Here is a 23,900-nt window from a genome sequence, read left to right as displayed (position 1 = left end):
GGCGCGGAGTCTAGGGGTGGGCGCGGACCTCGAACGACTCGACGGTCTCGAGCGCGTCGGTGACGTACGTCGCCACGCGTCCGTCGCGGGCCGACCAGCCGTCGGGCAGCGCGTCGTCGACGGCGTACCCGCGCGGGAAGCTGACCCGCACCCGGACGTCCTGCGGGTCGACCATGCCCTGCGGGTCGAGCGCGAGCCGGTAGGCGAGCCCGTCGCCGTCGCGCACCGCGGCGGCAGGGACGTCGTACGTCACCGCGAGGGTGTGGCGGGCCTGCGGCGCGAACACCACCTCGGGGCGGATGAAGTAGCGGCCGAAGAAGTTGCGCGGCGAGGTCTGCAGCGGCTCGCCGTCGACCTCGACCGACTCGAACGTGGCGCCGGTTGGCAGGAACGGCGCGATGCTCAGCGTGTTCCAGCGGGTGAAGTATCCCTGGCGCGGGTCGGGCACCGGCTGCAGGTAGGGCGGGGAGTCGTTGTGGACCTCCACCTCCATCCGGACGCGGGCGCTGCCGTCCTCGCGGACCGCGACGGCGGTGCTGACCGTGCGGCGCTGCCAGTAGTCGGACTTGCTGGGCACCTTGTTCTGGGTGAAGACGCCGATGTAGTCATGCTCGGTGTCGGACAGCCGGCCGGTGAGCCCGAGGTCGTCGAAGACGGCCTGCTCGTCGGGGTTGCGGAAGAACATGGCGAAGCGTCGCTCGTCGGCGGCCTGGCCGAGCACGCGGCCGGTGCCGACGGGGTCGTTGCCGGAGAGGAGCCGGTCGACGAAGACGGGGGCGAGGGCGCGGTTGACGGCCTTGCGGGCTGCGGGGTCGGGGTAGTCGTCGTAGCTGCCGATCAGCTTGTCGACCATGTTGTCGCCCGTCAGCGTGCCGAGGGTCGGCACCTCCAGCGGGCCGGTCACGTCCAGCAGCTGTGACAGCGCGACCACGTCGATGACCACGACACCCGCGAGGCGGCGTCCGCGCAGGCTGCGCCAGGCGTTGGCGAGCTCGTTGCCGGAGACCTCCCAGTCGGGGGCCATGGTGGCCAGCGCCGGCTTCATCTGGCCGCGGTGGAGCGGGTTGCCCTTGACCTTGCGCCAGTAGCGCGGCTGTCGGGTGCCGGGCGCGGTCGACAGGTCGACGGTCTCGCCCATCGACAGCCGGCCCCGGTCGAGGTCGACGGGCACGAAGGTCTGCGGGGTGCCGCCGGAGAAGAGCATCTCGGCGGGGTTGAGCAGGGCCACGAGGTACTGCCGGCTCGCGTCGCGCCCGAGCACGACCGGCAGGTGGTCGAGCAGCGGGTCGATCGACTCGAGCCCGTCGGCCAGCGGGTCGACCTCGCCCTGCGCCTGGTCGCGCGCCTCGGCGAGCCGGTCGCCTACGACGGGGCGCAAGTCGGCCACGTCGCCGAGCTCGGCCTGCGCGTCGGCGAGGCGCGTCGACACGTCGCGCAGGTCGTCGATCACCGACTCCAGCACCTCGATGTCGACGTTGCCGTCGTCGACGAGCGTCGACTCCTCGCCGCGCACCTGCGGCAGGATGCGTACGCCGGTCTCCGCCACGGCGACGAGCTGGTCGAGCGCGTTGCCGAGGCGTCGTACGTCGCGCACCGGGCCGCCGGCGACCGGCACCCAGCTCCACACGTCGCCACCGATGCCCTGCACCGCGCCTTGCAGGTCGTCGGTCTCCTTGCGGGCCCGCTCGACGGCAGCGACCGCTGCCTCGGTGTCACCGGCGTCCAGGGCGTCCTTCGCGGCGGTCAGCTCGGCGCGCGCCTCCTCGGCGTGCCCGGGGGCCGAGAGGAAGGGGATGGCCAGCAGGGCCAGGACCACCACCAGCAGGAGCAGGCCGCCGATCACGGTGGCCGGCCGGACCAGCCGTCGCTTGTCGGCGCGACGGGAGGACGACATGCCGGACATGGTGCCAAAGGGGCGGGAGGCCACGGGAATCGCGGACGCGCCCTAGGGTTCACCCATGCGTGGAATCATCCTGGCCGGTGGCACCGGCTCGCGACTGCACCCGATCACCCAGGGGATCAGCAAGCAGCTGGTGCCGGTCTATGACAAGCCGATGATCTACTACCCGCTCTCCACGCTCATGCTGGCGGGGATCCGGGACGTCCTGATCATCACGACACCCCACGAGGCGGACGGCTTCCACCGGCTGCTCGGCGACGGCTCGCAGTTCGGCATCAACCTGACCTTCGCGGTGCAGCCCTCGCCCGACGGGCTGGCGCAGGCCTTCATCATCGGCGCCGACCACATCGGCGACGAGCGCTCGGCCCTGGTGCTGGGCGACAACATCTTCTACGGCTCCGGCCTCGGCCACCAGCTGCTGCGGTTCTCCGAGCTCGACGGGGCGGCCGTCTTCGGCTACCACGTCGCCGACCCGCGGGCGTACGGCGTCGTCGAGTTCGACGAGCAGGGCCGCGCGCTGTCGCTGGAGGAGAAGCCGGAGAACCCCAAGAGCGACTTCGCCGTGCCGGGGCTCTACTTCTACGACAACGACGTGGTGCAGTACGCCGCCGAGCTCGAGCCGTCCGCGCGCGGCGAGCTCGAGATCACCGACCTCAACCGCCGCTACCTCGAGGAGGGGCGCCTCCACGTCGAGGTGCTGCCGCGCGGCACCGCCTGGCTCGACACCGGCACCTTCGACTCCCTCAACGACGCCTCCAACTTCGTGCGCACCATCGAGGGCCGGCAGGGCTTCAAGGTCGGTGCGCCGGAGGAGGTCGCGTGGCGGATGGGCTGGCTCTCCGACGACGAGCTCGTCGCCCGCGCCGAGCCGCTGCGCAAGAGCGGGTACGGCGAGTACCTGCTCGGGCTGCTCCAGCACGGCTGACCCTTCGGATGCGGCTGCTGCTCGCTCTCGCGATCTCGGTCGTGCTCACCGCGGGGATCGGGTCGTGCGGTGAACCGGACTCCGAGCAGGCCGCCGCGGACCTGGCCGCGATGAAGGACGACGTGGACGCCGAGCTCCGCGACATGGCCGGCGCCCTGACCGGCGGCGGGCTCTCCGTCGAGCGTGCGCAGGGGCGCGTCGAGAGCGAAGGCATGTCGACCTACCGCGCCGAGGACTACCGGGCCTCGGCCGTCGTGGTCGGCGAGGGCGCCGAGGGCGAGCAGGTCGACCGGGCCGCGGCAGCGCTCGAGGACGCCGGGTGGACCCGCACCTCCGACGGCCTCGACGCCTCCGATCCGTGGGCGCAGCTCGAGCGCGACGACTTCCGCACCACCATCGGGTGGACGAAGCTCGGCGAGCGCGAGCTGGTGCTCACCCTCGACCAGGAGGGCGAGGTCGAGGTGCCGACGGACTCCGAGCCGGTCGAGCGGGACATCTCCGAGGACATCTCCCTCGACTGAGCTGACGTCAGCTCCCTCTGTTTGTCGAGTCGGCGCATCCTGACGCCGAGATCGTGTCGAGTAGGGGGAAACAGAAGTAATGATTGACCCCAAACAACGGGTATTTTAGTTTTGGAGCACCGGCCCCACCCGTCCGTGTGTGGGGTGTGGGGGGGCCTCTCCGGGTGTCCGGCCCCCCCCCCCTCGACGGTGTCTGAGCGTTAGGACGCGCCGACTCGGGGGGCGTCCAGGTCGGTGGCGACCATCCGCCGCACGATCTCGGCGAACTCGACGGTCGGCGCCCAGCCCAGCTCCTCGCGCGCCCGGCTCGCGTCGCCGACCAGCTCGGTCGGGTCGGCCGGGCGGAAGAACGCGGCGTCCTGCCGCACCAGGTGCTCCCAGTCGTCGATGCCGGCGGCCGCGAAGGCGGCGGCCACGAAGTCGCGCACGGAGTGGGCGGTGCCGGTGGCGACGACGTAGTCGCCCGGCTCGTCCGCGCGGGCCGCCCGCACCATCGCGTCGACGTAGTCGGGGGCCCAGCCCCAGTCGCGGCGTACGTCGATGTTGCCGAGGACCAGCTCGTCGGCCTCGCCGCGCGCGATGGCGGCGACCGTCGAGGTGATCTTGCGGGTGACGAAGCGCGGGTGGCGGCGCGGCGACTCGTGGTTGTAGAGGATCGCGCTCGACACGTGCAGGTCGCGCTGGCGGAAGACGCGGGCGGACAGGTGCGCGAAGGCCTTCGCGGCGCCGTACGGGTTGACCGGCGCGATCGGGGTCTGCTCGTCCTGCGGCGACTCCGACGCCTCGCCGAAGATCTCTGCGCTCGAGGCCTGCACGAGTCGTACGCCGTCCACCGCGCGCGCCGACTCCATCAGCGCGACCGCCGCGAGCCCGTTGACGTGGGCGGTGCGGTCGGGCTCGTCCCACGACTGCGCGACCGAGCTGATCGCGGCGAGGTTGTAGATCTCGCGCGGCGCGATCTCGCGCACCAGCCGCCGGGTGGCCTCGACGTCGCCGAGGTCGCCGGCGTGGAGCACGACCTCCTCCGGGCAGTGGGCCGGGTGGCCGTCGGCCTCGAGGACCAGCGCGTGGACCTCCAGGCCGTCGGCGACCAGCCGCTCGGCGAGGTAGGTGCCGTCCTGGCCGCCGATGCCGGTGATGAAGGCGGCTGCGGTCACCAGCCCGCCTTGGCGGCCTCGATGTCGGCGTCGACCATCATCGCGACGAGCTCGGCGAAGGAGACGGTGGGCGTCCAGCCGAGCTTGTCCTTGGCCTTGCTGGCGTCACCGATGAGCAGCTCGACTTCGGCCGGGCGCATGAAGCGCGGGTCCTGCGTGACGTGCTTGGTCCAGTCGTCGATGCCGACGTGCGTGAAGGCGAGGTCGAGGAAGTCGCGGATCGACCAGGTCTCGCCGGTGGCGATGACGTAGTCGTCGGCCTCGTCCTGCTGGAGCATCCGCCACATCGCCTCGACGTAGTCGCCGGCGTAGCCCCAGTCGCGGCGGGCGTCGAGGTTGCCGAGCGCCATCGAGTCCTGCTGGCCGAGGTGGATCCGGGCGACGGCCTGGCTGATCTTGCGGGTCACGAACTCCGGCCCGCGGCGCGGCGACTCGTGGTTGAACAGGATGCCCGAGGAGGCGTGCATGCCGTAGGACTCGCGGTAGTTGATCGTCATGTAGTGGCCGTAGACCTTGCTCACGCCGTAGGGCGAGCGGGGCCACAGCAGGGTGCTCTCCGACTGCGGGACCTCCTGCACCTTGCCGAACATCTCCGAGCTCGAGGCCTGGTAGAAGCGGATCGAGGACGGGTCGTCGCCGGCGTGGAGGCGTACGGCCTCGAGCATGTTGAGCACGCCCATGCCCGTGACGTCGCTGGTGACGAAGGCGTTCTCCCAGGAGTAGGCCACGAACGAGATCGCGCCGAGGTTGTAGACCTCGTCGGGCTGCGAGTCGCGCATCGCCCGCATCAGGCTCGACAGGTCCGTCAGGTCGCCGTTGTGCAGCTGGACGTCCGGCACGACCTTGGAGACCAGCTCCCGGCGGGGGTTGTTCTGGCCGCGGATCAGTCCGTGGACGTCGTACCCCTTCTCGAGCAGCAGCTCGGCGAGGTAGAGGCCGTCCTGGCCGGTGATTCCGGTGATGAGAGCGCTGGGCATGCGACGCATTCTGTCAGGACGGCTCTCAGTAGGGTGGGCCGCATGAAGATCCTCGTCAGCGGAGGCGCCGGCTACATCGGCTCGCACACCGTCGTCCAGCTCATCGCCGCCGGTTACGACGTCGTCATCGTCGACAACTTCAGCAACTCCAACCCGACGGTGATGGGGCGGCTCGAGGCGCTGACCGGCGAGCAGATCACGCTGCACTCCTTCGACCTGTGCGACTACGACAAGACCGAGCACCTCTTCGCGGCCGAGCACTTCGACGGGGTCATCCACTTCGCCGGCCACAAGGCCGTCGGCGAGAGCGTCGAGAAGCCGCTGGAGTATTACGAGAACAACCTCGTCTCCACCTTCTCGCTCGTCCGGGCGATGCAGAAGTACGACGTCGACAAGCTGGTCTTCTCCTCCAGCGCAACTGTCTACGGCGAGGACCAGGCCGCCGCGACCGAGGACCGCCGCACCTACGCCACCAACCCCTACGGCTGGACCAAGGTGATGCAGGAGCAGATTCTGCGCGACGTGGCCGTGGCCGCGCCCCAGATGCGCTTCGCGCTGCTGCGCTACTTCAACCCCGTCGGCGCGCACCCGTCCGGAACGATCGGCGAGGACCCCTCGGGCATCCCCAACAACCTGGTCCCCTACATCGCCCAGGTCGCGGTCGGCAAGCGCGACAAGCTGATGGTCTTCGGCGACGACTACGACACCGTCGACGGCACCGGCGTGCGCGACTACATCCACGTCGAGGACCTCGCCGCCGGCCACATCGCCGCGCTGAAGGCCCTCGAGGACACCGACGAGGCGGTCCACACCTGGAACCTCGGCTCCGGCCACGGCACCAGCGTGTTGGAGATGCTCCACGCGTTCGAGAAGGCCGTCGGTCGCGAGCTTCCCTACGAGGTGGTGGCCCGGCGCCCTGGCGACATCGCCACGTCCTACGCCGACCCGTCCAAGGCCAACCGCGAGCTCGGCTGGAGCACGAAGCGCTCGGTCGACGAGATGGCCGCCGACACCTGGCGCTGGCAGTCGCAGAACCCCCACGGCTTCGCCGGCTGATGCTCCGCCGGGCCGCGGTCGCCCTCCTGGTGGTCGTCGCCGCCCTGCCCGCGATATCTGAGGACGTGGCGGTCGCCGACGCGACCGATCCACGACCAGCACGTCCTCAGATATCGGCGCCGCTGGCCGGTCGAGTGGTCGTCGTCGACCCGGGCCACCAGCTCGGCAACCGCCACTTCCCCCGCCGCATCAACCGCCCGGTGCCCGCCGGGGGCTTCACCAAGCCGTGCAACACCACCGGCACCGCGACCGACGGTGGCTACCCGGAGGCGACCTTCGTCTGGCAGGTCTCGCGGCTGGTCGCCACCCGGCTCCGCGGGCTCGGCGCGACCGTGCGCCTGACCCGGCACAGCAACCGCCAGGACCGCTGGGGCCCGTGCGTCGACGTACGAGGCCGGGCGGGCAACAGCATCGGCGCCGACCTCAAGCTGTCGGTCCACGCCGACGGGTCGTACGCCGCCGGCGCGCGCGGCTTCCACGTCATCACCCCGCCCGACCGGGCGCCGTGGACCGCCGACATCCACCGGCCCTCGCGCCGGCTGGCCAGCTCGGTGAAGGGCGGCCTGCTGGACCACCGCTTCGGCGTCGCGACGTACACCGCCGGCGGGGACGGGATCGACGTACGCTCCGACCTCGCGACGCTCAACCTCTCCGACGTCCCCACCGTGATGGTCGAGCTCGGCAACATGCGCAGCGCCGCCGAGGCCCGGGTGATGACCTCGCCCGCCGGCCGGGCCCGCTACGCGCGGGGGCTCGTCTCGGGGGTGCGACGCTTCCTCGGCTGACACCATGCAGGCAGTTCGGCCGCGGCAGCGCCCGGCTGAGCGTGGCTGATGCCGCTGGAGCCTCGAACTGCCTGCATGGTGCCTGTGGATGAGGCGAGCAGCCGACCGGTGATCGGTGTCAGGGTCGAGGGATGGACCCGGTCGTGGCGCTTCGCGAGCTCGGGGGTGTGGGCACCTTCCGGGAGCTGCTCGGGCTCACGAGCCGGTCGCAGCTCGCGGTTGCCCTCGCCGACGGACGGATCCACAAGCCCCGCCACAACAGGTACTGCCTCGCCGACCTCGAGGGCACCCTGCGCGCCGTCGCCCGGACCGGCGGCACCGCGTCCCACCTGAGCGCTGCCCAGGAGTTCGGCTGGAAGCTGAAGCACGACCCGTTGCGCCCCTGCGTCACGCTGCGCCGGACTTCCCGCAAGCCGCGCGGTTCCTACGAGCTGCACTGGGCCGACCTGTCCGAGCGCGAGCTGAGGCGCAACGTCACCTCCCGCACGCGCACGGTCATCGACTGTGCGCGGGTGTACGACTTTGACGTGGCGCTGTGCGTGGCCGACTCCGCCCTGCGGGAGGGCATCATCGACCGCGACGATCTCCTGATCGCGGCCGCGCGCAGCCCGCGGACCGGACGCGCCAAGGCCCTGCGGGTCGCGTCGGAGGCGTCCCACCTGCGGGCCAATCCCTTCGAGACCTGCCTCTACGTGATCGCCTCCTCGGTGCCGGGCCTCGACGTCGTCCCGCAGGGGCACGTCCCGGGGGTGGGTTTCGTCGACCTGCTCGAGCGCCGGCTGGGGATGGTGATGGAGGCGGAGTCGCTGGAGCACCACTGGACCAAGGCGGGCCTCCAACGCGACGTTGACCGCTACACGAAGTCCGCTCGGCTCGGGCTGGTGGTGCTGAGGTTCACCTGGGCCGACGTGATGTTCCGGCCCGACGAGGTCCGCGCGGCGATCGAGGACGTCGTCCGGTGGCGCACCATGCAGGCAGTTGGGCGCCACGGCCTCGTCGCCTGAGCGTGGGGAGCCCGCGACCGGACCTGAACTGCCTGCATGGTGTCGGCGTCAGCGGACGTCGAGCTCACCCATCGCCCGGAGCACGACGCGGAGGTGGGCGACCTCGTGGATCCGGAGCAGGTGGGAGCCCCCGAGGGCGGCGAGGACGCCGTAGAAGCCCTCGGCCTTGCGGAACTCGTCGCCGAAGAGGTCGTAGGTGTGGGGCAGCACGTTGCAGACGGGCGCGCCGAGCGGCCGCAGGCGGAAGGTCTGCGCCAGCACCCGGGCCTGGTGGCGGGCGCGGGTCATCGGGTCGACGAGGTTCCCGTAGAAGAAGCCCATCCCGGGGTCGACGACCACCTTGTCGACACCCAGCGAGCGGGCGTGCTCGAGCCGTGGCGCGAAGTGGTCGAGCAGCACCGGCATCGGGTCGGTGTCGGGAGGGACGTCGGCGATCTCGCGGACGTTGGCGGTGGTGCCGAAGCACATGACGACAGCGGCGTCGTACTCCGCGGCGAGCGTGAGCATCTCGTCCTCGTGCTGGCGTCCGGTCATGTTGAGCACGCGGGCGCCGGCGTCGAGGCAGGCGCGCACGACCTCCGGCTCGTAGGTCTCGACGGAGACGATCGCCTCCGAAGCGAGCTCCTTGACCGCGGGCACGAGGGTGGCGACCTGGTCGGAGACCGTCACGCGCGCCGCCCGGGCGTTGCTCGACTCGGCGCCCAGATCGATCAGCGCGGCGCCCTGGGCGGCCTGGATGCGACCCATGCGGACGGCGTCGGCGGGACTGGTGGCGACGCTCTCGCGGTAGGTCGAGTCGCGGGAGAGGTTGATGCAGCCCATGAGGGTCACCGGGCCGTCGCCGATCGACACCGGTCCACGCGGGCCGTCGAGGACGACCGGCGTGACGGGGCTGTCCCACGCCGCGCCGTGCTCGGCCTGCAGGGCCGCCAGATCCGCCAGGGTGATCACGCCCGAAAGGGTAGACGGCAAGATGAAGACCGTGAGCGAACCCCTCGAGCTGAAGCGCCTCGCCGACCTCTCCGACGACGAGCTCGCGGCGGCCTACACGCCGGAGCGCGAGCCGTGGCTGCGGGTCAACTTCGTCAGCACCGTCGACGGCGCGGCGACCGGTTCGGACGGGCTGAGCGGCACCATCAACAACGACGCCGACAAGCGGGTGTTCGACGCGCTGAGGCGGCGCGCGCACTGCCTGGTGGTCGGCGCGGGCACGATCCGCGAGGAGGAGTACGACGTCCCGCGGGTGCCGATCGTCGTGGTGAGCCGCTCCGCCGACGTCCCGCCGACGCTGGCCGAGGCGCCGCCCGGCCGGGTGCTGATGGCGACCGTCGCGAGCTCCGACGGCCTCGCGCAGGCGCGCGAGAAGCTGGGCGAGGACAACGTGCTGGTGCTCGGCGAGGAGCAGATCGACCTCGCCGCGCTCAAGGCCGCGCTGGTCGAGCGGGGGTGGACCGAGCAGCTGTGCGAGGGCGGTCCGTCGCTCTTCGCCGACATGCTGGCCGCGGGCGTCGTCGACGAGCTCTGCTGGACGATCGTGCCGACCCTGACCGGTGGCGACGCCGTACGCATCGCCACCGGTGCCGAGGTCGACGTCGCGCTGCGTCCCGCCCTGCTGCTGGAGCAGGACGGGACGCTGCTGGGGCGCTGGCTGGTGGAGGCTCAGGGAGCCGGGTAGTCCACCACGTAGCTGGGCACGCCCGGTGCCGAGCTGTCGACGCGCGCGCCGACGCCGTTGACGACGTGCTCGATGCTGCCGGCGTCGAGGTTGACCGTCATGACGTGGTGCAGGCGCACCCCGGCCCGCTCGGGCACCTCGAAGCCGTTCTCGGTGGTGATCGAGGGGTCGTTGCGGTTGTAGACGTAGACGCCGCCGCCGAAGAGCTGGTGGCTGGTCACGTCGTCACCGACCTTGTAGCCCGACCAGCCGAGGGTCCCGTCGGGACGGGTCCAGTCGGCCTGCGAGGGCGGGTCGTAGGGGAGCTCGTTCTGGTAGAGCACGACGTGGCCGTCCTCGCCGTTCCAGACGGTGTTGAACTCCTGGTAGTGCTCGACGAACAGGCCCGTCGCGCTGACGCGGTCGCCGTCGACGACGACGCCCTGGCGGCCGATGTTGGTGTTCCACCGGTCGGTGTCGCCCGCGACGCCGGCGGTGAAGCCCTCGACTCCGTGGTCGGCGCGCCAGATCCACGCGTGGTCGATCAGCACGTCGTCGGCGTCGATGCGCAGCGAGGTGTCGGCCTTGCCGATGTGGGGACCGCCGACGCGGACGTAGACGTCGTTGAGGGTGGTGCTGGGCGTGGTGGTGCGCGGCTTCTGCTTGTTGCCGGGCTGGCCCTGGAGGTGGATCAGGTTGGGCGAGAGCTCGGTGCCGGCGTCGACGGTGATGCCGGCGAGGACGACGCCCTCGGCCTGGTGGCGTACGACGACCGGGGTCGCGCCGCCGACGGCCGTCAGGGTGGCGTGCCCCAGGCCGAGGACGACGGTGTCGTCACGGCGGATCACCAGGCTGCGGTCGACGTCGTACACGCCGGGGGTGAGCAGCAGGTGCTTGCCGCGGTCGAGCGCCTTGGCCAGCACGCTCGCCGGCTGGTCGGGCGTGGCGACGTGGAAGGCCGACAGCGGGAGGTCGCGACCGGCTGTCGGGCCGTCGGCCCAGCTGATGCCGCGCGAGCTGGTCTGCGCGTCGGGCACGCGGACCTGCCAGGCCCCGGTGGCGCCGAGGTGGAGGTAGGGCTTCTCCCGGCTGACCGGGGTGCGGTCGAGGGTGGTGTAGGGCGGGGTCGGGAAGCCGGCCTCGGAGGGGGCGCCGACGGTGCCGGCGAAGACCTGGTTCCACACGCCGTTGGTCCACTCGCCGACCTCGGAGTTGCGGGTGATCCACTGCTGCTGCGAGCCGTTGATGATCGTGCCGGCCCGGGAGTCACCGAGGTAGCCGCCGGAGGCGAACTGCGGGCCCGCGGTGCAGTAGTCCATCAGCGACAGGTTGCCGCCGCGGACGTCGACGCGACGCAACGAGGCGGCCTGCGAGGTGGCCCAGAAGTTGGCCGACGCGCGGCAACCGTCCTGGCCGAGGCCGTTGACCTGGATGGTCAGGTTGGACATCGAGCGCCAGAAGTTGTTGAGCGCCACGCAGTAGGGCTGGGTGGGCGCGTCGGTCAGGCAGCGGTTGTAGACCTCGACCTTGCCGTTGATGACCGTGTCGGACGGGCTCGCACCCAGGCCGGCGACCTCGGTGTAGTAGCCCACCTTGATCTGCAGCGGCTCCTCCGCGGTGCCGTATGTGCCGGGCAGGAAGAGGAGGCTCCAGCGCTCCTCCGACATCTCGGCGTCGACCTGCTGCTCCCAGATGGCGTCGGCGCGCTCACGGATCTGCGCCACCGGCATCGACGGGTCGAAGACGACGACCCGATCGCCGAGGTCGGGCGCGGCGGCAGCCGGAGGTGCCGGGGGCGGGGCGGCCGCGGTGCCGGGCGCCACCGTGAGCGGCGACAGGCCGGCGAGGGCGAGTGCGAGGGCGGTGAGGGCCGCGCGCAGCGGCGTACGACGGTGGGGCGGGCGTGGGGGCATGGGGCAACCTTCCGGGGGTGTGAGAGCGCTTCCACACCACTGTGCACCATCGGCGTGACGCCCGCCACACCTCGTGTCGGTCCTTGGTCAGCCCAGCGCGTCGAGCAGCGCCTTGTTGAAGGCGGGGATGTCGTCGGGGTTGCGGCTGGTGATCAGGTTGCCGTCGACGACGACCTCCTCGTCGACCCACTCGCCCCCGCCGTTGCGGATGTCGGTCTGCAGGCTCGGCCAGCTCGCGAGGCGCTTGCCCGTGACGCGGTCGGCCTCGACGAGGGTCCAGGGGGCGTGGCAGATGGCGGCGACGGGCTTGCCGGAGTCGACGAAGTCGCGGATGAAGGCGACAGCCTCCTGGTCCATGCGGAGCGCGTCGGGGTTGGCGACGCCACCAGGCAGGACGAGGGCGTCGTAGTCGGCGACGGCCACGTCGGACACCCGGCGGTCGACGCGCTGGGTGCTGGACTTGTCGAGGTGCTGGAAGAGCTGCACCTCGCCCTCGTCGGTGGAGAGGAGCTCGGCGGTGTGGCCGGCGTCGACGGCGGCCTGCCACGGCTGGGTGAGCTCGACCTCCTCGATGCCTTCGGATGCGGTCAGGAATGCGATGCGCTTGGACATGCTCCTCACGGTTGCTCGCACCCCGTGGGCGGACAACACACCGAGGGGTGAAGCGGCTTACCCGATGGCGCCGGAGTTGTCCTTGGCGAGCGAGCGGGAGATGACCATGCGCTGGATCTGGTTGGTGCCCTCGAAGATCTGCATCACCTTGGCCTCGCGCATGTAGCGCTCGACGGGGAAGTCGCGGGTGTAGCCGTAGCCACCGAGGACCTGGACCGCGTCGGTGGTGACCTTCATGGCGTTGTCGGTGGCGACGAGCTTGGCGACCGACGCCTCGCGGGAGAAGGGCAGCCCGGCGTCGCGCAGGCGTGCGGCGTGCAGCATCGTCGCGCGGGCCGAGACGATGGCGGCCTCCATGTCGGCGAGCACGAAGGCCAGGCCCTGGTGGTCGATGATCCGGGTGCCGAAGGTCTCGCGCTCGCGGGCGTACGCCACCGCGGCGTCGAGGGCGCCCTGGGCGAGGCCGACGGCGACGGCGGCGATGCCGAGGCGGCCGGAGTCGAGTCCGGCGAGCGCGATGCGCAGGCCCTCGCCCTCGGCGCCGAGGCGGCGCTCGACCGGCACCCGGACGCTGTCGAAGCGCATGGTCGCGGTGGTGGAGCCGGTGAGGCCCATCTTGCGCTCCGGCGGGTCGGCGGTGAGGCCCTCGGTGTCGGCCGGCACGAGGAAGCAGGAGATGCCCGCCCCTCGAGAAGCACCAGCGTCGTCGGACGTGCGGGCCATCACCTTGTAGAAGTCGGCGTGGCCGCCGTGGGTCGTCCAGGCCTTGGCGCCGTTGAGGACGTAGGAGTCGCCGTCGCGCTTCGCGGTCGTACGCATCGCGGCGGGGTCGGAGCCGGCGTGCGGCTCGGAGAGGCAGTAGGCGCCGAGCAGGTCGCCGCCGAGCATGTCGGGCAGCCACTCGGCGCGCTGCTCGTCGGTGCCGAAGTAGGCGAGCCCGAAGCAGGACAGCGCGTGCACGGACACCCCGACGCCGACGGAGGACCACACGGCGCCGATCTCCTCGAGCACTTGGAGGTAGACCTCGTAGGGCTGGTCGCCGCCGCCGTGCTCCTCCGGGTAGGGCAGTGAGAGCAGGCCGGCCTGACCGAGCATGCGGAAGACGTCGCGCGGGAAGGTCTCCGTGGCCTCCGCCTCCGCCGACCGCGGCGCGAGCTCCTTGGTGCAGATCTCACGGGTGAGGGCGAGCAGGTCGCGGGCCTCGTCGGTGGGCAGCTGGCGGCGGGCTGTCATGGGTCGCAGGCTACCCGCGACGCCGACGAACTGACCGATCGGTCAGGTGCGCGGGTGGGCCCACCGGTAGAGGGCGATGAGACCCGGCAGGAACAGCGTCAGCATGACCAGCCCGAAGATCGTCGTGCTGAGCTCGTCGCTGAAGAGGACCATCGCCCCGCCACCGAGGAGGAAGGGCGAGGTGAACAGCCCGACGACCCAGAACACGAGCCGCGGGAGCACGCTGCGCGCAGGCAGGCCGGCGGCGGGTGCCACCGGGTGGTACGTCGTCGCGGCGGGCGGCTCCAGGCCGACCATCACGTCCTCGAGGTCGCCGTAGGTGCGTGCCGCGAGGGCACGCGAGGTGCGCTCGTCGAGCTCGGGGGAGGTGATCCGACCCTCGCTGAAGGCCGCGGCCAGACGCCGACAGACCTGGTCGCGCTCCGCGTCGGAGACGAGCAGCGCGTCGCGCTCGGCGTCGGCCTGCTCCTGGAGGTGCCGCCACCGCAGGTAGGCCTCGGTCGGTCCGGGGTCGACCGGTCCCGTCGAGGCGTCGTACGGCATGGTCATGGGCGTCAGGGTACGGCGCCGTCGGGGGCCGTGCGGCCGTCTTCGGCGCATCTGTGGGGGGAATGTGGCAGGGGCGCCCGGTGTTGTCCCACGTCGATGACCACACCGAGCCCGGCCACCGGCCGCACCGACGCCCCGGACGACTCGCGACGGGTCTCGATGCTGCTCGGGCTGCTGTTCGGCCTGGCGGGCATGGGCTCCTCGAGCGCCGCCGTCGCGCTGGCCCTGCTCGGTGAGGACCTCGGGGTGAGCGCCGGCATCGCCGCGTGGGCGATCAGCCTCTACGTCCTCATGCTGGCCGTGACCACGGCGCTCTACGGGCGGATCTCCGACCTGGTCGGTGTCCGCGCACCGCTGCTCGCGGGCCTCGTGCTGATGTCGGTCGGGGCCCTGGTGGCTGCCCTCGCGCCGACGTTCGAGGTGCTGCTCGGCGCGCGCATGGTGCAGGGCGCGGGTGCCGCCGCCGTGCCGACGCTCGGCGTCACCATCCTGTCCGCCAAGTACTCCGGCGAGGTCCGTGGCCTCGCGTTCGGCCGCCTCGCCGGCGTCGCCGCCGCGGTGAGCTGCCTGGGTCCGCTGATCGGCGGCCTGGTCGAGGCGGCGTGGGGGTGGCGCGCCGTGATGGCGCTGCCCATCCTCGGCGCCCTCGTCGTACCCCTGCTGTGGCGTGCCCTGCCCACCGGCGGCAGCGGCGCCCGCCTCGACGTCGTCGGCGCGATCGTGGTCGCCCTCACCGCTGCGGGCATGGTGCTGCTCGTGCAGTCCCCGTCGGCGGGGCTGCTGGTCGCCGCGATCGGCGCGACCCTGCTCGTGCTCGGCGTCCCGGCGGTGCGCGCGAACGTACGCCGTCGCCCCGACGGCTTCCTGCCCGTCGAGGTCATCCGCAACGCCACCGTCGTGCGCAGCGCCGTCGCCGCGTCGGCCGTGCCGGCGGCGTGGTTCGCGATGCTCATCGCGCTGCCGGCGGTGCTGCTGGCCGAGGGCTGGCAGGCGTGGCAGGTGGGCCTGGCGATGGTGCCGAGCGCGGCCGTGGCCCTGCTGGTGCCGCAGGTCGCCGGGCCGATGCTCACCCGCCTCGGCCCGGGGCGGTCCCTGGCGGTCGCCGGCCTCGTCGCGTCCGCCGCTCTGCTCGTCGCCACCGTCGGCGCCCTCTGGTCGAGCGCGACCGTCCTGGTGGTCGGCATCATCCTGGTGACCTTCGCCTTCGGCCTCGGCCAGCCGGCCCTCAGCGCGGTCGTCGGCGACGCGGTGCACGACGACGTACGCGGTGTGGCGATGGGTGTCTCGACGCTGCTCTTCCTCATCGGCGGCAGCGTCGGCTCGGCCATCGTGGCCGGGATCAGCGGGCCACTGGGCATGCCCGTCGCGCTGCTCGTCCTCGCCGTGCTCCCGCTCCTGGGGCTCGTCGTGCTGGCCCCGACGTTGCGGCCGGAACCGGTCGCCGACCCGGCCGTGGACTGACCCCCAACCGCTACCAAAGTGGTATGGCGCCGTGTCGGTGGGCCTACCTAGGCTGCGAGTTCCGTCTTCGAAGGAGCTCGTGTGTCGTTTCCTCGCCCCCGCAGTCTTGCCGCAGGTCTGGCCCTGGTCATGGGAGCGGGGGTGCTCAGCTCGATGGCTCCGGTCGCGGCCGCGCCCGACGACCGCGCCTTCGCACCGCTCCGCGGCTTCGAGCCGTCCGGCGCGAAGGTCCGCGTCGAGCCCAGGGAGTACGCCGCCTCCCGCGTCGACCTGGCTGCCCTGCGCGGCGAGCTCCCGCAGGCCGGCGCCTCCGCCGTCGTGGAGGTGCCCGCACCGGACGGCAGCCTGCAGGCCTTCCGCGTCACGCGGACGCAGACCATGGAGTCCGAGCTGGCCGCCGCGCACCCGGAGATCGCCACCTGGTCGGGTCGCGGCGTCGACGACCCGCGGGTCTCGATCGCGCTCGACATCACCCCCATGGGCTTCCACGCCTTCGTCCGCGAGCCGGGTGCCCAGGCCGACTGGTACGTCGACCCGGCCTACAACCGCCGCGGCACCACCGCGCACCTGAGCTACCGCTCCTCCGACCTCCCCGCACCGGAGAAGCGGCGCCAGGAGGGTGAGGTCAAGGCGCTGCGCGACACCGTCGCGCAGGCGCAGGCTGCGGAGCGCGACCCGGAGGCGGGTCAGCCCGTCCGGCGCCACTTCTACCGCCTCGCCCTGACCAGCGACCCGTCCTATGCCGCCTACTTCGGCACCGACAACGTGCTGGCCGAGAAGGTCACCCTGATCAACCGCGTCAACCAGATCTACAACGACGACCTCGGCACGGAGCTGCGGCTGGTCAACGACACCGACAAGCTCAACCTCGACACCCAAGCGGACGCCACCGGCGCCGACGGCCCCTGCGGCGAAGCTCCGTGCTTCGACGTGGCGGGCGGAGGCCTCCCCGGCGACCTCGACTTCTGCAGCATCCTGACGCTCTCCCAGAACCGCACCGTCCTCGGTCAGCTGATCGGTGCCTCGAGCTACGACGTCGGCCACATCGCGCTGGGCAAGAACGGCGGCGGCGTGGCCTACCTCGGCGTCGTGGGTGGTGCCTACAAGGGCGGCGGCTGCACCGGCCTGCCCATCCCCACCGGCGACTTCTTCGCCATCGACTACGTCGCCCACGAGATCGGCCACCAGTTCGGCGGCAACCACACCTTCAACGGAGCCGACGGCAACTGCGCCGACAACATCTCCGAGGCCTCGGTCGAGCCCGGCTCGGGCTCCTCGGTGATGGCCTACGCCGGCATCTGCGGCAGCGACGACCTGCAGCCGCACACCGACCCCTACTTCTCCTTCCTCACCATCGACGAGGTGGAGGCCGTCCAGGCCACCCCCTACAACGTCATCGAGGTGCAGACCGTCTCGCTGCGCGACTTCGACACCGACGGCGAGACCATCACCCTGAGCTACGAGGGCGACACCGCCACCCTCACCCGTGGCGTCGACTACACCAACGCCGGGGTCGAGGCCGCGGTCGAGTCGATCACCGGACGCGACGTCTCGATCGCCCAGTGGGGCTTCGACGAGGTCTTCAACTCCGACGACGACGGCAACCCCGTCGTCTCGCCCATCACCGACGTCGGCTTCCAGGTGATCTTCAACGAGGAGCCGGTCGCCTTCACCGTGGGTGGGGCCGACGACGTCGACCTCCCCTCCCTCGGAGTCGTCGGGTCCGGTGACGTGACCGGCTTCGTCGGCGAGACCGAGCGCGGCGGCCCGGCCAGCACCAACGGCATCGACCTGCCCAGGACCGAGGAGATCACCGACAACAGGGCTCCGGTGGTGGATGCCCCGGACCCGAAGACGATCCCGATCCAGACGCCGTTCGCGCTCACCGCTGCGTCGGCCACCGACGCCGACGGCGACGCGCTCGTCCACCTCTGGGAGCAGACCAACGTCGGGTCCGGCACGCGCCTGTCCGACAACACCAAGCGCTACGGACCGCTCTTCCGGGTCTTCGGCGACGACGCGGTCGTCAGCACTGCGGACTCCCTGACGTCGCCCTCGCCGGGCATCAACCTCGCCGACGGCAACCCCACCAGGGTCTTCCCCGACATGACGCAGGTGCTCGACGGCAACACCAACGCGAAAGCAGGTGTCTGCCCGCCGGCCGTCGCGGAGGACGGCACCCCGCTGCCGGACGACGAGCAGCTGCCCGACGAGCTGCTCGACTGCTACTCCGAGTTCCTGCCGACCGCCGACTACCTCGGCAGCTTCGGCGGCGGTGACGACCGCGTGCTGCGCTTCCGCGTGACCTCGCGGGACCTGTTCCCCAACGGTGGCGGTGTGGCCTACGACGACGTCGCCCTCACGGTCGACAGGACCGCCGGACCGTTCCTGGTCACCTCGCAGACCACCGAGGGTGCGACCGTGGCCGGTGGCTCGTCCGTCCCGGTCACCTGGGCCGAGAACGGCACGCGACGCCTGGCCGAGAACGTCAAGATCTCGCTGTCCACCGACGGCGGCGCGACCTTCGGCACGGTGCTCGCGGCGAGCACGCCCAACGACGGCTCGGAGACCCTGGCGATGCCCAACGTCGACGCGAGCGACGTACGCATCAAGATCGAGGCGCTCGGCAACTACTTCTTCGCCGTCAACGACGCCTCGTTCGTGCTGAAGGCGACGCCCGCGCCCGAGACCACGATCACCTCCGGGCCCGCGAACGACTCGATCGTGCTCGAGCGCAAGCAGGCGTTCACCTACAGCTCGTCGGTCACGCCGGCGTCGTTCAGGTGCACGGTCGACACCGAGTCCGTGCCGTGCGACGCCACCGGTCTCACGGACCGCTTCCGCGCCGGCACGCACATCGTCACCGTCGCCGCGGTCAACGCGGCCGGTGTCGCCGACCCGACCCCGGCCGCGGTGACGTTCACCGTGCCGCGTGACGAGAGCACCTTCGCCCGCAAGGGCACGTGGAACCGCAAGAAGGACAAGCGGGCCCTGTTCGGCGACTACATCACCTCGCGTCGCAAGGGCTCCGAGCTCGTCACCCGGGTGCCTGCCACCGAGCGCATCGTGCTCGTCATCGGCACGGTGAAGAACGGTGGCAAGGCGCGGGTGTTCCTCGGCAAGCGCAAGCTGGGCGTGGTGAAGTTCGCCGGCAAGCGGTCCTTCAGCAAGCTCCGCACGTTCGAGCTGTCGAAGGCGCGCAAGGGCAAGCTGCGCATCGTGGTGACGAAGAACAAGCCGGTCCGGATCGAGGGCGTCGCGGTCGTCACCGAGGCGCCGACCGACTGACCGAGCGCCTCCGGGCAGCCGCCGGGTCAGCCCTGCGCCGAGCGAGACCGCTCGGCCAGGGCGACCGCGGCGCGCTGCACGAGCGTGAGCTCCTCGGGCTGGCGCGCGGCCTCGTGGGGCACCGCGCCGCCCAGCAGGGCGGCCGGCGTGGTGAGCCAGATCCAGGCTCGCCAGGGGTCGACCGAGACGAGCAGGGGCTCGAGGACGGTCAGCAGCTCGGTGCGCACCTCGCCGTCCTCGTCGAGCTGGAACGACGGCACCAGCACCGCGCCCTCGTGCCCGACGACCAGGAGGGTACGTCGCTCGGCGGCCTTGTGGACCGCGAAGCGGGCCGCGTTGGTCGAGACGCCGCGCAGCCGCGCCACGCCGGCGTAGTCGAGCCAGCCGCCGTCGAGGAGCTCCTGCCGCACCCGGGTCTCCCGGCGGAGCCGGACGAGCGCGACGGGAACGGCGTGCGCGGGGTCCTCGCCCTGCGAGCGCAGCAGCCGGTCGAGCTCGGCCAGTCGCTCGGCGCTGAGGGGCTCGCCGGTCGCGGGCTCGGTCCAGCGCACCGCGTCACCGACGCGTTCGTAGGTCGGCAACCCGGCCGCGGCGAGCTGGTCGGCGAGCCCGAGCTGCTCGAGCCATGCGGCCAGTTGCTCGGCGAGCTCCGAGTCGGCCGGGGTGGGCGGGCTGCAACGGTGGTCGGGCGAGTCGCTCACGGGCCCAGCCTTCCACGTCAGAGCTTGAGCACCGCCAGCAGCGTGCGTGCGGCCTCGCCGCCGTCGCGGAGCGCGACCTCGATGGCGGCAGGCACGTCGAGGTCGGCCAGCAGGGCCGCGACCACGCCGGAGCCGTCACCGCCGAGGGGCACCGCCGCCGCCCGGAGCCGGGCGAGCAGGTCGGTGGCGGCCGTCAGCTCCGGGGCGGTGTAGTCCCACGGGTCCGACCACGTGCGGTTGAGCAGCATCAGCCGGACCGCGGAGCCCTCGTGCTCAGCCAGCAGGTCGCTCACGTGGACCAGGTTGTTGGCGGACTTGGCCATCTTGGCGCCGTCGACGAGCACGGTGCCGACGTGGAGCTGGCGGCGGGCGAACGGCCGGGTGCCGGTGGCCGCCTCGAGGATCGCCGCCTGATAGGCGTGGTGGGGGAACGCCAGGTCGGCGCCGCCGGCGAGCACGTCGACCGAGGCGCCGAAGACGGTGGCGGCCATCGCCGAGCACTCGACGTGCCAGGCCGGCCGGCCCCAGCCCCACGGGCTGGGCCACGCGGGGTCGGTGTCGCCCGAGGGCTTCCACAGCGGCACGTCCCAGACGGCCTCCCGTCCGTCGTCCACCCGGTCCCCGAACTCCTCGAGGGCCGCGGCCGCCCGGTCCTCGTCGAGCCCGTGCCGGTCGAGGTCGGCAGGCGCGCGGAAGAAGACGTGCCCGCCCACGACGTAGGCCGCGTCGGTGCGCAGCAGGGCGTCGGTGAGCTGGACGACCTGGGTGACGTGGGCGTGGGCCTTCGGGGTCAGGTCCGGCCGGGCCACGGCCAGGCCACGCATGTCGCGGTCGAACTGGAACTCCTGCATCGCGGCCAGCTCGTCGTAGTGCTGCGCGGCGCGCGCGGCCGCCGCCGTCAGCACGTCGTCGACGTCGGTGACGTTGCGGCTGCTCACCGTCTTGACGTCGAGCCTGCGGGCGAGTGAGACGAGCAGGTCGGTCCACACGAACGTGGCGGCGTGGCCGAGGTGGGTCACGTCGTACGGTGTGATGCCGCAGGTGTAGATGCGCATCGTCCCCGTCAGGGGGAGCGGCGCGCCGGCCAGCACGAGGTCGGCGGCGCGCGGCCCCGACTCCTGCGTCAGCACGTAGCGACCCGCGCGGCCCACCACCCCGGGCATGATCCGTTCCATGCCCCGATCATGCCTCAGGACGAGGACGCCCGGTCGGGCGCGGTCGGACCTACTTGTTGGCCTTGCGCGCCCTGCTGGCCGTCTTGGCGCGCGCGTTGGCGTCGAGCACGACCTTGCGGATACGCACCATCTCGGGGGTGACCTCGACGCACTCGTCCTCGCGGCAGAACTCCAGGCACTGCTCGAGCGAGAGCCGCTTCGGCGGGATCAGCTTCTCGAAGTTGTCGGAGGTGGCGGACCGGATGTTGGTCTGCTGCTTCTCCTTGGTGATGTTGACGTCCATGTCGTCGGCGCGGGAGTTCTCGCCGACGATCATGCCCTCGTAGACCTCGGTGGCGGGCTCGACGAAGAGCACGCCGCGCTCCTGCAGCGACGTCATGGCGTACGCCGTCGCCGCGCCGGCGCGGTCGGCCACCAGCGAGCCGTTGTTGCGCGAACGGATCTCGCCGGCCCACGGGAAGTAGCCCTCCGAGATGTGGTGGGCGATGCCGGTGCCGCGGGTCTCGGTGAGGAAGTCGGTGCGGAAGCCGATGAGGCCGCGGGCCGGGACGACGAACTCCATGCGCACCCATCCGGTGCCGTGGTTGGTCATGCCCTCCATGCGGCCCTTGCGGACGGCGAGGAGCTCGGTGATCGTGCCGAGGTACTCCTCGGGCGCATCGATCGTGAGGCGCTCGAACGGCTCGTGCAGCTTGCCGTCGATCTCCCGGGTGACCACCTGCGGCTTGCCGACGGTGAGCTCGAAGCCCTCGCGGCGCATCTGCTCGACGAGGATCGCCAGCGCGAGCTCACCGCGGCCCTGGACCTCCCAGGCGTCGGGACGCTCGGTCGGCAGGATGCGCAGCGACACGTTGCCGATGAGCTCGGAGTCGAGGCGGTCCTTGACCAGGCGGGCGGTCACCTTCGAGCCCTTCACCTTGCCGACCAGCGGCGAGGTGTTGGTGCCGATGGTCATCGAGATGGCCGGCTCGTCGACGTGGATCAGCGGCAGGGCCACCGGGTTGTCGGCGTCGGCGAGGGTCTCACCGATGGTGATCTCCGGGATGCCGGCGATGGCGACGATGTCGCCGGGGCCGGCGGACTCGCCGGGCTTGCGCTCGAGGCCCTCGGTGACGAGGAGCTCGGTGATGCGGACGTTCTTGACCTCGCCGTCGCGACGCATCCAGGCCACGGTCTGGCCCTTCTTGAGCGTGCCCTGGTGGATGCGGAGCAACGCCAGCCGGCCGAGGAACGGCGACGAGTCGAGGTTGGTCACGTGGGCCTGCAACGGCGCCTCGTCGTCGTACTGCGGGGCGGGGATCGTCTCGAGGATCGTCTTGAAGAGCGGCTCGAGGTCGGAGCCCTCGGGCATGGTGCCGTCCTCGGGCTTCTCCAGCGAGGCGATGCCGGCCTTGCCGGAGGCGTAGACGACCGGGAAGTCGAGCGCGTCCTGGCTGTGCGAGTCGTCGAGCAGGTCCATGAAGAGCTCGTAGGACTCGTCGACGACCTCGCTGATGCGGGCGTCGCCACGGTCGGTCTTGTTGACGACCAGGATCACCGGCATGTCGGCGTTGAGCGCCTTGCGGAGCACGAAGCGGGTCTGGGGGAGCGGGCCCTCGGAGGCGTCGACCAGCAGCACGATGCCGTCGACCATCGACAGGCCGCGCTCGACCTCGCCACCGAAGTCGGCGTGGCCGGGGGTGTCGATGATGTTGATCGTCATGCCGTCGGGGGCCGACGGACCGGTGTAGTGGACCGCGGTGTTCTTCGCGAGGATGGTGATGCCCTTCTCGCGCTCGAGGTCACCGGAGTCCATGACGCGGTCGGCCACGCTCTCGGCCTGGTGCGCGGTGAACGCGCCCGCCTGGCGGAGCATCGCGTCGACCAGCGTGGTCTTGCCGTGGTCGACGTGGGCGACGATCGCGACGTTGCGCAGGTCGGAACGGGACTGGGTGGGCATGCAGGGGCCTTCCGGGCGGAGATCGGGTGGCGACCGGCGGCCGAGGGGCCGCACGCACATGGGCGCAGATCGCTGGTCAAGGTTACCGGCGGGGACCGTGACCGCCTCAATCGTTGACGTGCGGTGACCGGGTCGCGCACGGCTGCCCCACGGCGCGGTAAAAGCGATCCGCGCTTCAACTACCCGTCCGTAGCGTCGTCCCCACAAGACCGGAGGACCGCGTGGGGATGCGGGTCTGCCCGGTGCGGACCTGTCATCCGGGAGGGATGAGCTGCCATGTCGACCACGTCTGTCGAGCCCGCCACACCCACGTCGTACGTCCCGAGCCGGCGCACTGTGCTCCGTGCCGCCGCCTGGACCGCACCCGCGGTCTCCGTCGCCGTCGCGGTCCCGGCGTACGCCGCGTGCTCGCCGGCGAGCACGAAGCCATCGCCCTACACCGTGGACTGGGGCTCGAAGGTCTACACGCGATCGAGCGCGGCATCGGGAGTGGCGGTGGTTCCCGGAGGCGTCGTAGGTGCGCAACCCGTGGACATCGTGCTCACGAGCAGCGTCAGCAGCAGCCGCGTCGAGCGAACGGCGGCGAACCTCCTCGGGTCGAAGCTGGGACTGGAGCTGCACCACGCCAGCCCCATCCGGGCCGGTCGTGACTACCGACAGACGGTCACCTTCACCTTCTCCCGCCCCGTCAGTGACCTGGCGTTCTCGATCACCGACATCGACAGCAGCGACGGCGGCTGGTGGGACCAGGTGGAGCTCAGTGGGCAGCGCAAGTTCACCGCGCAGCCCCGAGGCCGGCGCAACTCCTACGTAGTCGGGTCAGGTGTCCCGGGCAACCCGTGGCACTACCACGACGGCAACACCGTCCTACCGAACGCGGGGGACAGCCGGGGAACCGTGGCAGTGGTCTACAACGAGGCGGTGTCGTCGATCTCCTTGGTCTACTGGAGCTCCGTCGGGGGGAGCAACCAGCGGATCTGGTTGAGCGACTTCACGTTCACCGCGTCTTCCTGCGCCTGACGAACACTTCTTCCCCCTGTCGGTGGCGGG

20 protein-coding genes are annotated in these 23,900 nt (G+C 71.6%); 9 read left to right on the top strand and 11 right to left on the bottom strand.

All coding sequences use genetic code 11. The annotated features are described in order from the left end of the window. Positions 1-10: 10 nt before the first annotated feature. Positions 11-1,894, bottom strand: a complete 1,884-nt coding sequence (locus HOO61_RS01735; protein ID WP_172256348.1) for a DUF4012 domain-containing protein — start codon at positions 1,892-1,894, stop codon at positions 11-13. A gap of 64 nt (positions 1,895-1,958) precedes the next feature. Here HOO61_RS01735 and rfbA point away from each other — a divergent pair, with 64 nt between their 5' ends. Together rfbA and HOO61_RS01725 are read left to right on the top strand one after the other, a co-directional pair. Then, the gene (rfbA, locus tag HOO61_RS01730) at positions 1,959-2,825 is read left to right on the top strand and encodes a glucose-1-phosphate thymidylyltransferase RfbA (RefSeq protein ID WP_172256346.1); all 867 of its coding nucleotides are present in this window, start codon (positions 1,959-1,961) and stop codon (positions 2,823-2,825) included. A gap of 8 nt (positions 2,826-2,833) precedes the next feature. Beyond that, positions 2,834-3,346 (top strand): hypothetical protein, encoded by a 513-nt coding sequence (locus HOO61_RS01725; RefSeq protein ID WP_172256344.1) that lies wholly within the window; start codon positions 2,834-2,836, stop codon positions 3,344-3,346. 200 nt (positions 3,347-3,546) lie between these two features. Here the strand turns inward: HOO61_RS01725 and HOO61_RS01720 are convergent, their stop codons facing one another. Together HOO61_RS01720 and gmd are read right to left on the bottom strand one after the other, a co-directional pair. After that, the gene (locus HOO61_RS01720) at positions 3,547-4,503 is read right to left on the bottom strand and encodes a GDP-mannose 4,6-dehydratase (protein ID WP_367649983.1); all 957 of its coding nucleotides are present in this window, start codon (positions 4,501-4,503) and stop codon (positions 3,547-3,549) included. After that, on the bottom strand, positions 4,500-5,480 hold the full coding sequence (gene gmd / locus HOO61_RS01715) for a GDP-mannose 4,6-dehydratase (protein WP_172256342.1): 981 nt from the start codon (positions 5,478-5,480) through the stop codon (positions 4,500-4,502). Before gmd ends, HOO61_RS01720 begins: the two co-directional genes overlap by 4 nt. A gap of 42 nt (positions 5,481-5,522) precedes the next feature. Here gmd and galE point away from each other — a divergent pair, with 42 nt between their 5' ends. The 3 genes from galE (at position 5,523) to HOO61_RS01700 (ending at position 8,325) form a co-directional block, all read left to right on the top strand. After that, complete coding sequence (gene galE, locus HOO61_RS01710) at positions 5,523-6,536, top strand: UDP-glucose 4-epimerase GalE (protein WP_172256340.1); 1,014 nt, start codon at positions 5,523-5,525, stop codon at positions 6,534-6,536. Beyond that, entirely contained in the window at positions 6,536-7,321 is a 786-nt protein-coding gene (locus HOO61_RS01705) for an N-acetylmuramoyl-L-alanine amidase (RefSeq protein WP_172256338.1), read from the top strand. Before galE ends, HOO61_RS01705 begins: the two co-directional genes overlap by 1 nt. A 131-nt stretch (positions 7,322-7,452) precedes the next feature. Continuing rightward, positions 7,453-8,325: a hypothetical protein gene (locus HOO61_RS01700; protein ID WP_172256336.1), complete on the top strand. Its 873-nt coding sequence runs from the start codon at positions 7,453-7,455 to the stop codon at positions 8,323-8,325. A gap of 48 nt (positions 8,326-8,373) precedes the next feature. On the opposite strand, the gene HOO61_RS01695 is transcribed toward HOO61_RS01700, so the two are convergent. Further along, positions 8,374-9,276, bottom strand: coding sequence for a dihydropteroate synthase (locus HOO61_RS01695; protein WP_172256334.1), 903 nt, complete (start codon positions 9,274-9,276; stop codon positions 8,374-8,376). Between the two features lie 31 nt (positions 9,277-9,307). Here HOO61_RS01695 and HOO61_RS01690 point away from each other — a divergent pair, with 31 nt between their 5' ends. Next, entirely contained in the window at positions 9,308-10,000 is a 693-nt protein-coding gene (locus HOO61_RS01690) for a dihydrofolate reductase family protein (RefSeq protein ID WP_367649982.1), read from the top strand. Here the strand turns inward: HOO61_RS01690 and HOO61_RS01685 are convergent. The 4 genes from HOO61_RS01685 to HOO61_RS01670 form a co-directional block, all read right to left on the bottom strand. Next, a complete protein-coding gene (locus HOO61_RS01685; RefSeq protein WP_172256330.1) occupies positions 9,985-11,892 on the bottom strand; it encodes an adenylyl cyclase in 1,908 nt (635 codons plus the stop codon). The genes HOO61_RS01690 and HOO61_RS01685 overlap by 16 nt on opposite strands. A gap of 87 nt (positions 11,893-11,979) precedes the next feature. Further along, entirely contained in the window at positions 11,980-12,504 is a 525-nt protein-coding gene (locus tag HOO61_RS01680; protein ID WP_172256328.1) for a type 1 glutamine amidotransferase domain-containing protein, read from the bottom strand. Positions 12,505-12,561: 57 nt separating this feature from the next. Then, entirely contained in the window at positions 12,562-13,737 is a 1,176-nt protein-coding gene (locus HOO61_RS01675; RefSeq protein ID WP_172256326.1) for an acyl-CoA dehydrogenase family protein, read from the bottom strand. A 42-nt stretch (positions 13,738-13,779) separates the two neighbouring features. Beyond that, complete coding sequence (locus HOO61_RS01670; RefSeq protein WP_216658513.1) at positions 13,780-14,286, bottom strand: DUF1707 domain-containing protein; 507 nt, start codon at positions 14,284-14,286, stop codon at positions 13,780-13,782. Between the two features lie 96 nt (positions 14,287-14,382). On the opposite strand from HOO61_RS01670, the gene HOO61_RS01665 reads away from it, so the two are divergent. Continuing rightward, positions 14,383-15,747: an MFS transporter gene (locus tag HOO61_RS01665; protein ID WP_172256324.1), complete on the top strand. Its 1,365-nt coding sequence runs from the start codon at positions 14,383-14,385 to the stop codon at positions 15,745-15,747. Between the two features lie 81 nt (positions 15,748-15,828). After that, on the top strand, positions 15,829-19,035 hold the full coding sequence (locus tag HOO61_RS01660) for a reprolysin-like metallopeptidase (RefSeq protein WP_367649981.1): 3,207 nt from the start codon (positions 15,829-15,831) through the stop codon (positions 19,033-19,035). A 26-nt stretch (positions 19,036-19,061) separates the two neighbouring features. On the opposite strand, the gene HOO61_RS01655 is transcribed toward HOO61_RS01660, so the two are convergent. The 3 genes from HOO61_RS01655 to typA are packed head-to-tail and all read right to left on the bottom strand — an operon-like array spanning position 19,062 to position 22,850. Continuing rightward, a complete protein-coding gene (locus tag HOO61_RS01655) occupies positions 19,062-19,736 on the bottom strand; it encodes a hypothetical protein (RefSeq protein ID WP_172256322.1) in 675 nt (224 codons plus the stop codon). A 17-nt stretch (positions 19,737-19,753) separates the two neighbouring features. After that, positions 19,754-20,911: a cysteine--tRNA ligase gene (locus tag HOO61_RS01650; RefSeq protein ID WP_216658512.1), complete on the bottom strand. Its 1,158-nt coding sequence runs from the start codon at positions 20,909-20,911 to the stop codon at positions 19,754-19,756. 49 nt (positions 20,912-20,960) lie between these two features. Beyond that, positions 20,961-22,850: a translational GTPase TypA gene (gene typA / locus HOO61_RS01645; protein ID WP_172256320.1), complete on the bottom strand. Its 1,890-nt coding sequence runs from the start codon at positions 22,848-22,850 to the stop codon at positions 20,961-20,963. A 276-nt stretch (positions 22,851-23,126) separates the two neighbouring features. On the opposite strand from typA, the gene HOO61_RS01640 reads away from it, so the two are divergent. Then, the gene (locus tag HOO61_RS01640; RefSeq protein ID WP_172256318.1) at positions 23,127-23,870 is read left to right on the top strand and encodes a hypothetical protein; all 744 of its coding nucleotides are present in this window, start codon (positions 23,127-23,129) and stop codon (positions 23,868-23,870) included. The last annotated feature ends 30 nt before the right edge of the window (positions 23,871-23,900 follow it).

It is taken from the genome of Nocardioides sp. zg-1230 (assembly GCF_013155335.1).
Lineage (GTDB): Bacteria > Actinomycetota > Actinomycetes > Propionibacteriales > Nocardioidaceae > Nocardioides.
This window is presented reverse-complemented; position numbering and strand designations above follow the sequence as displayed.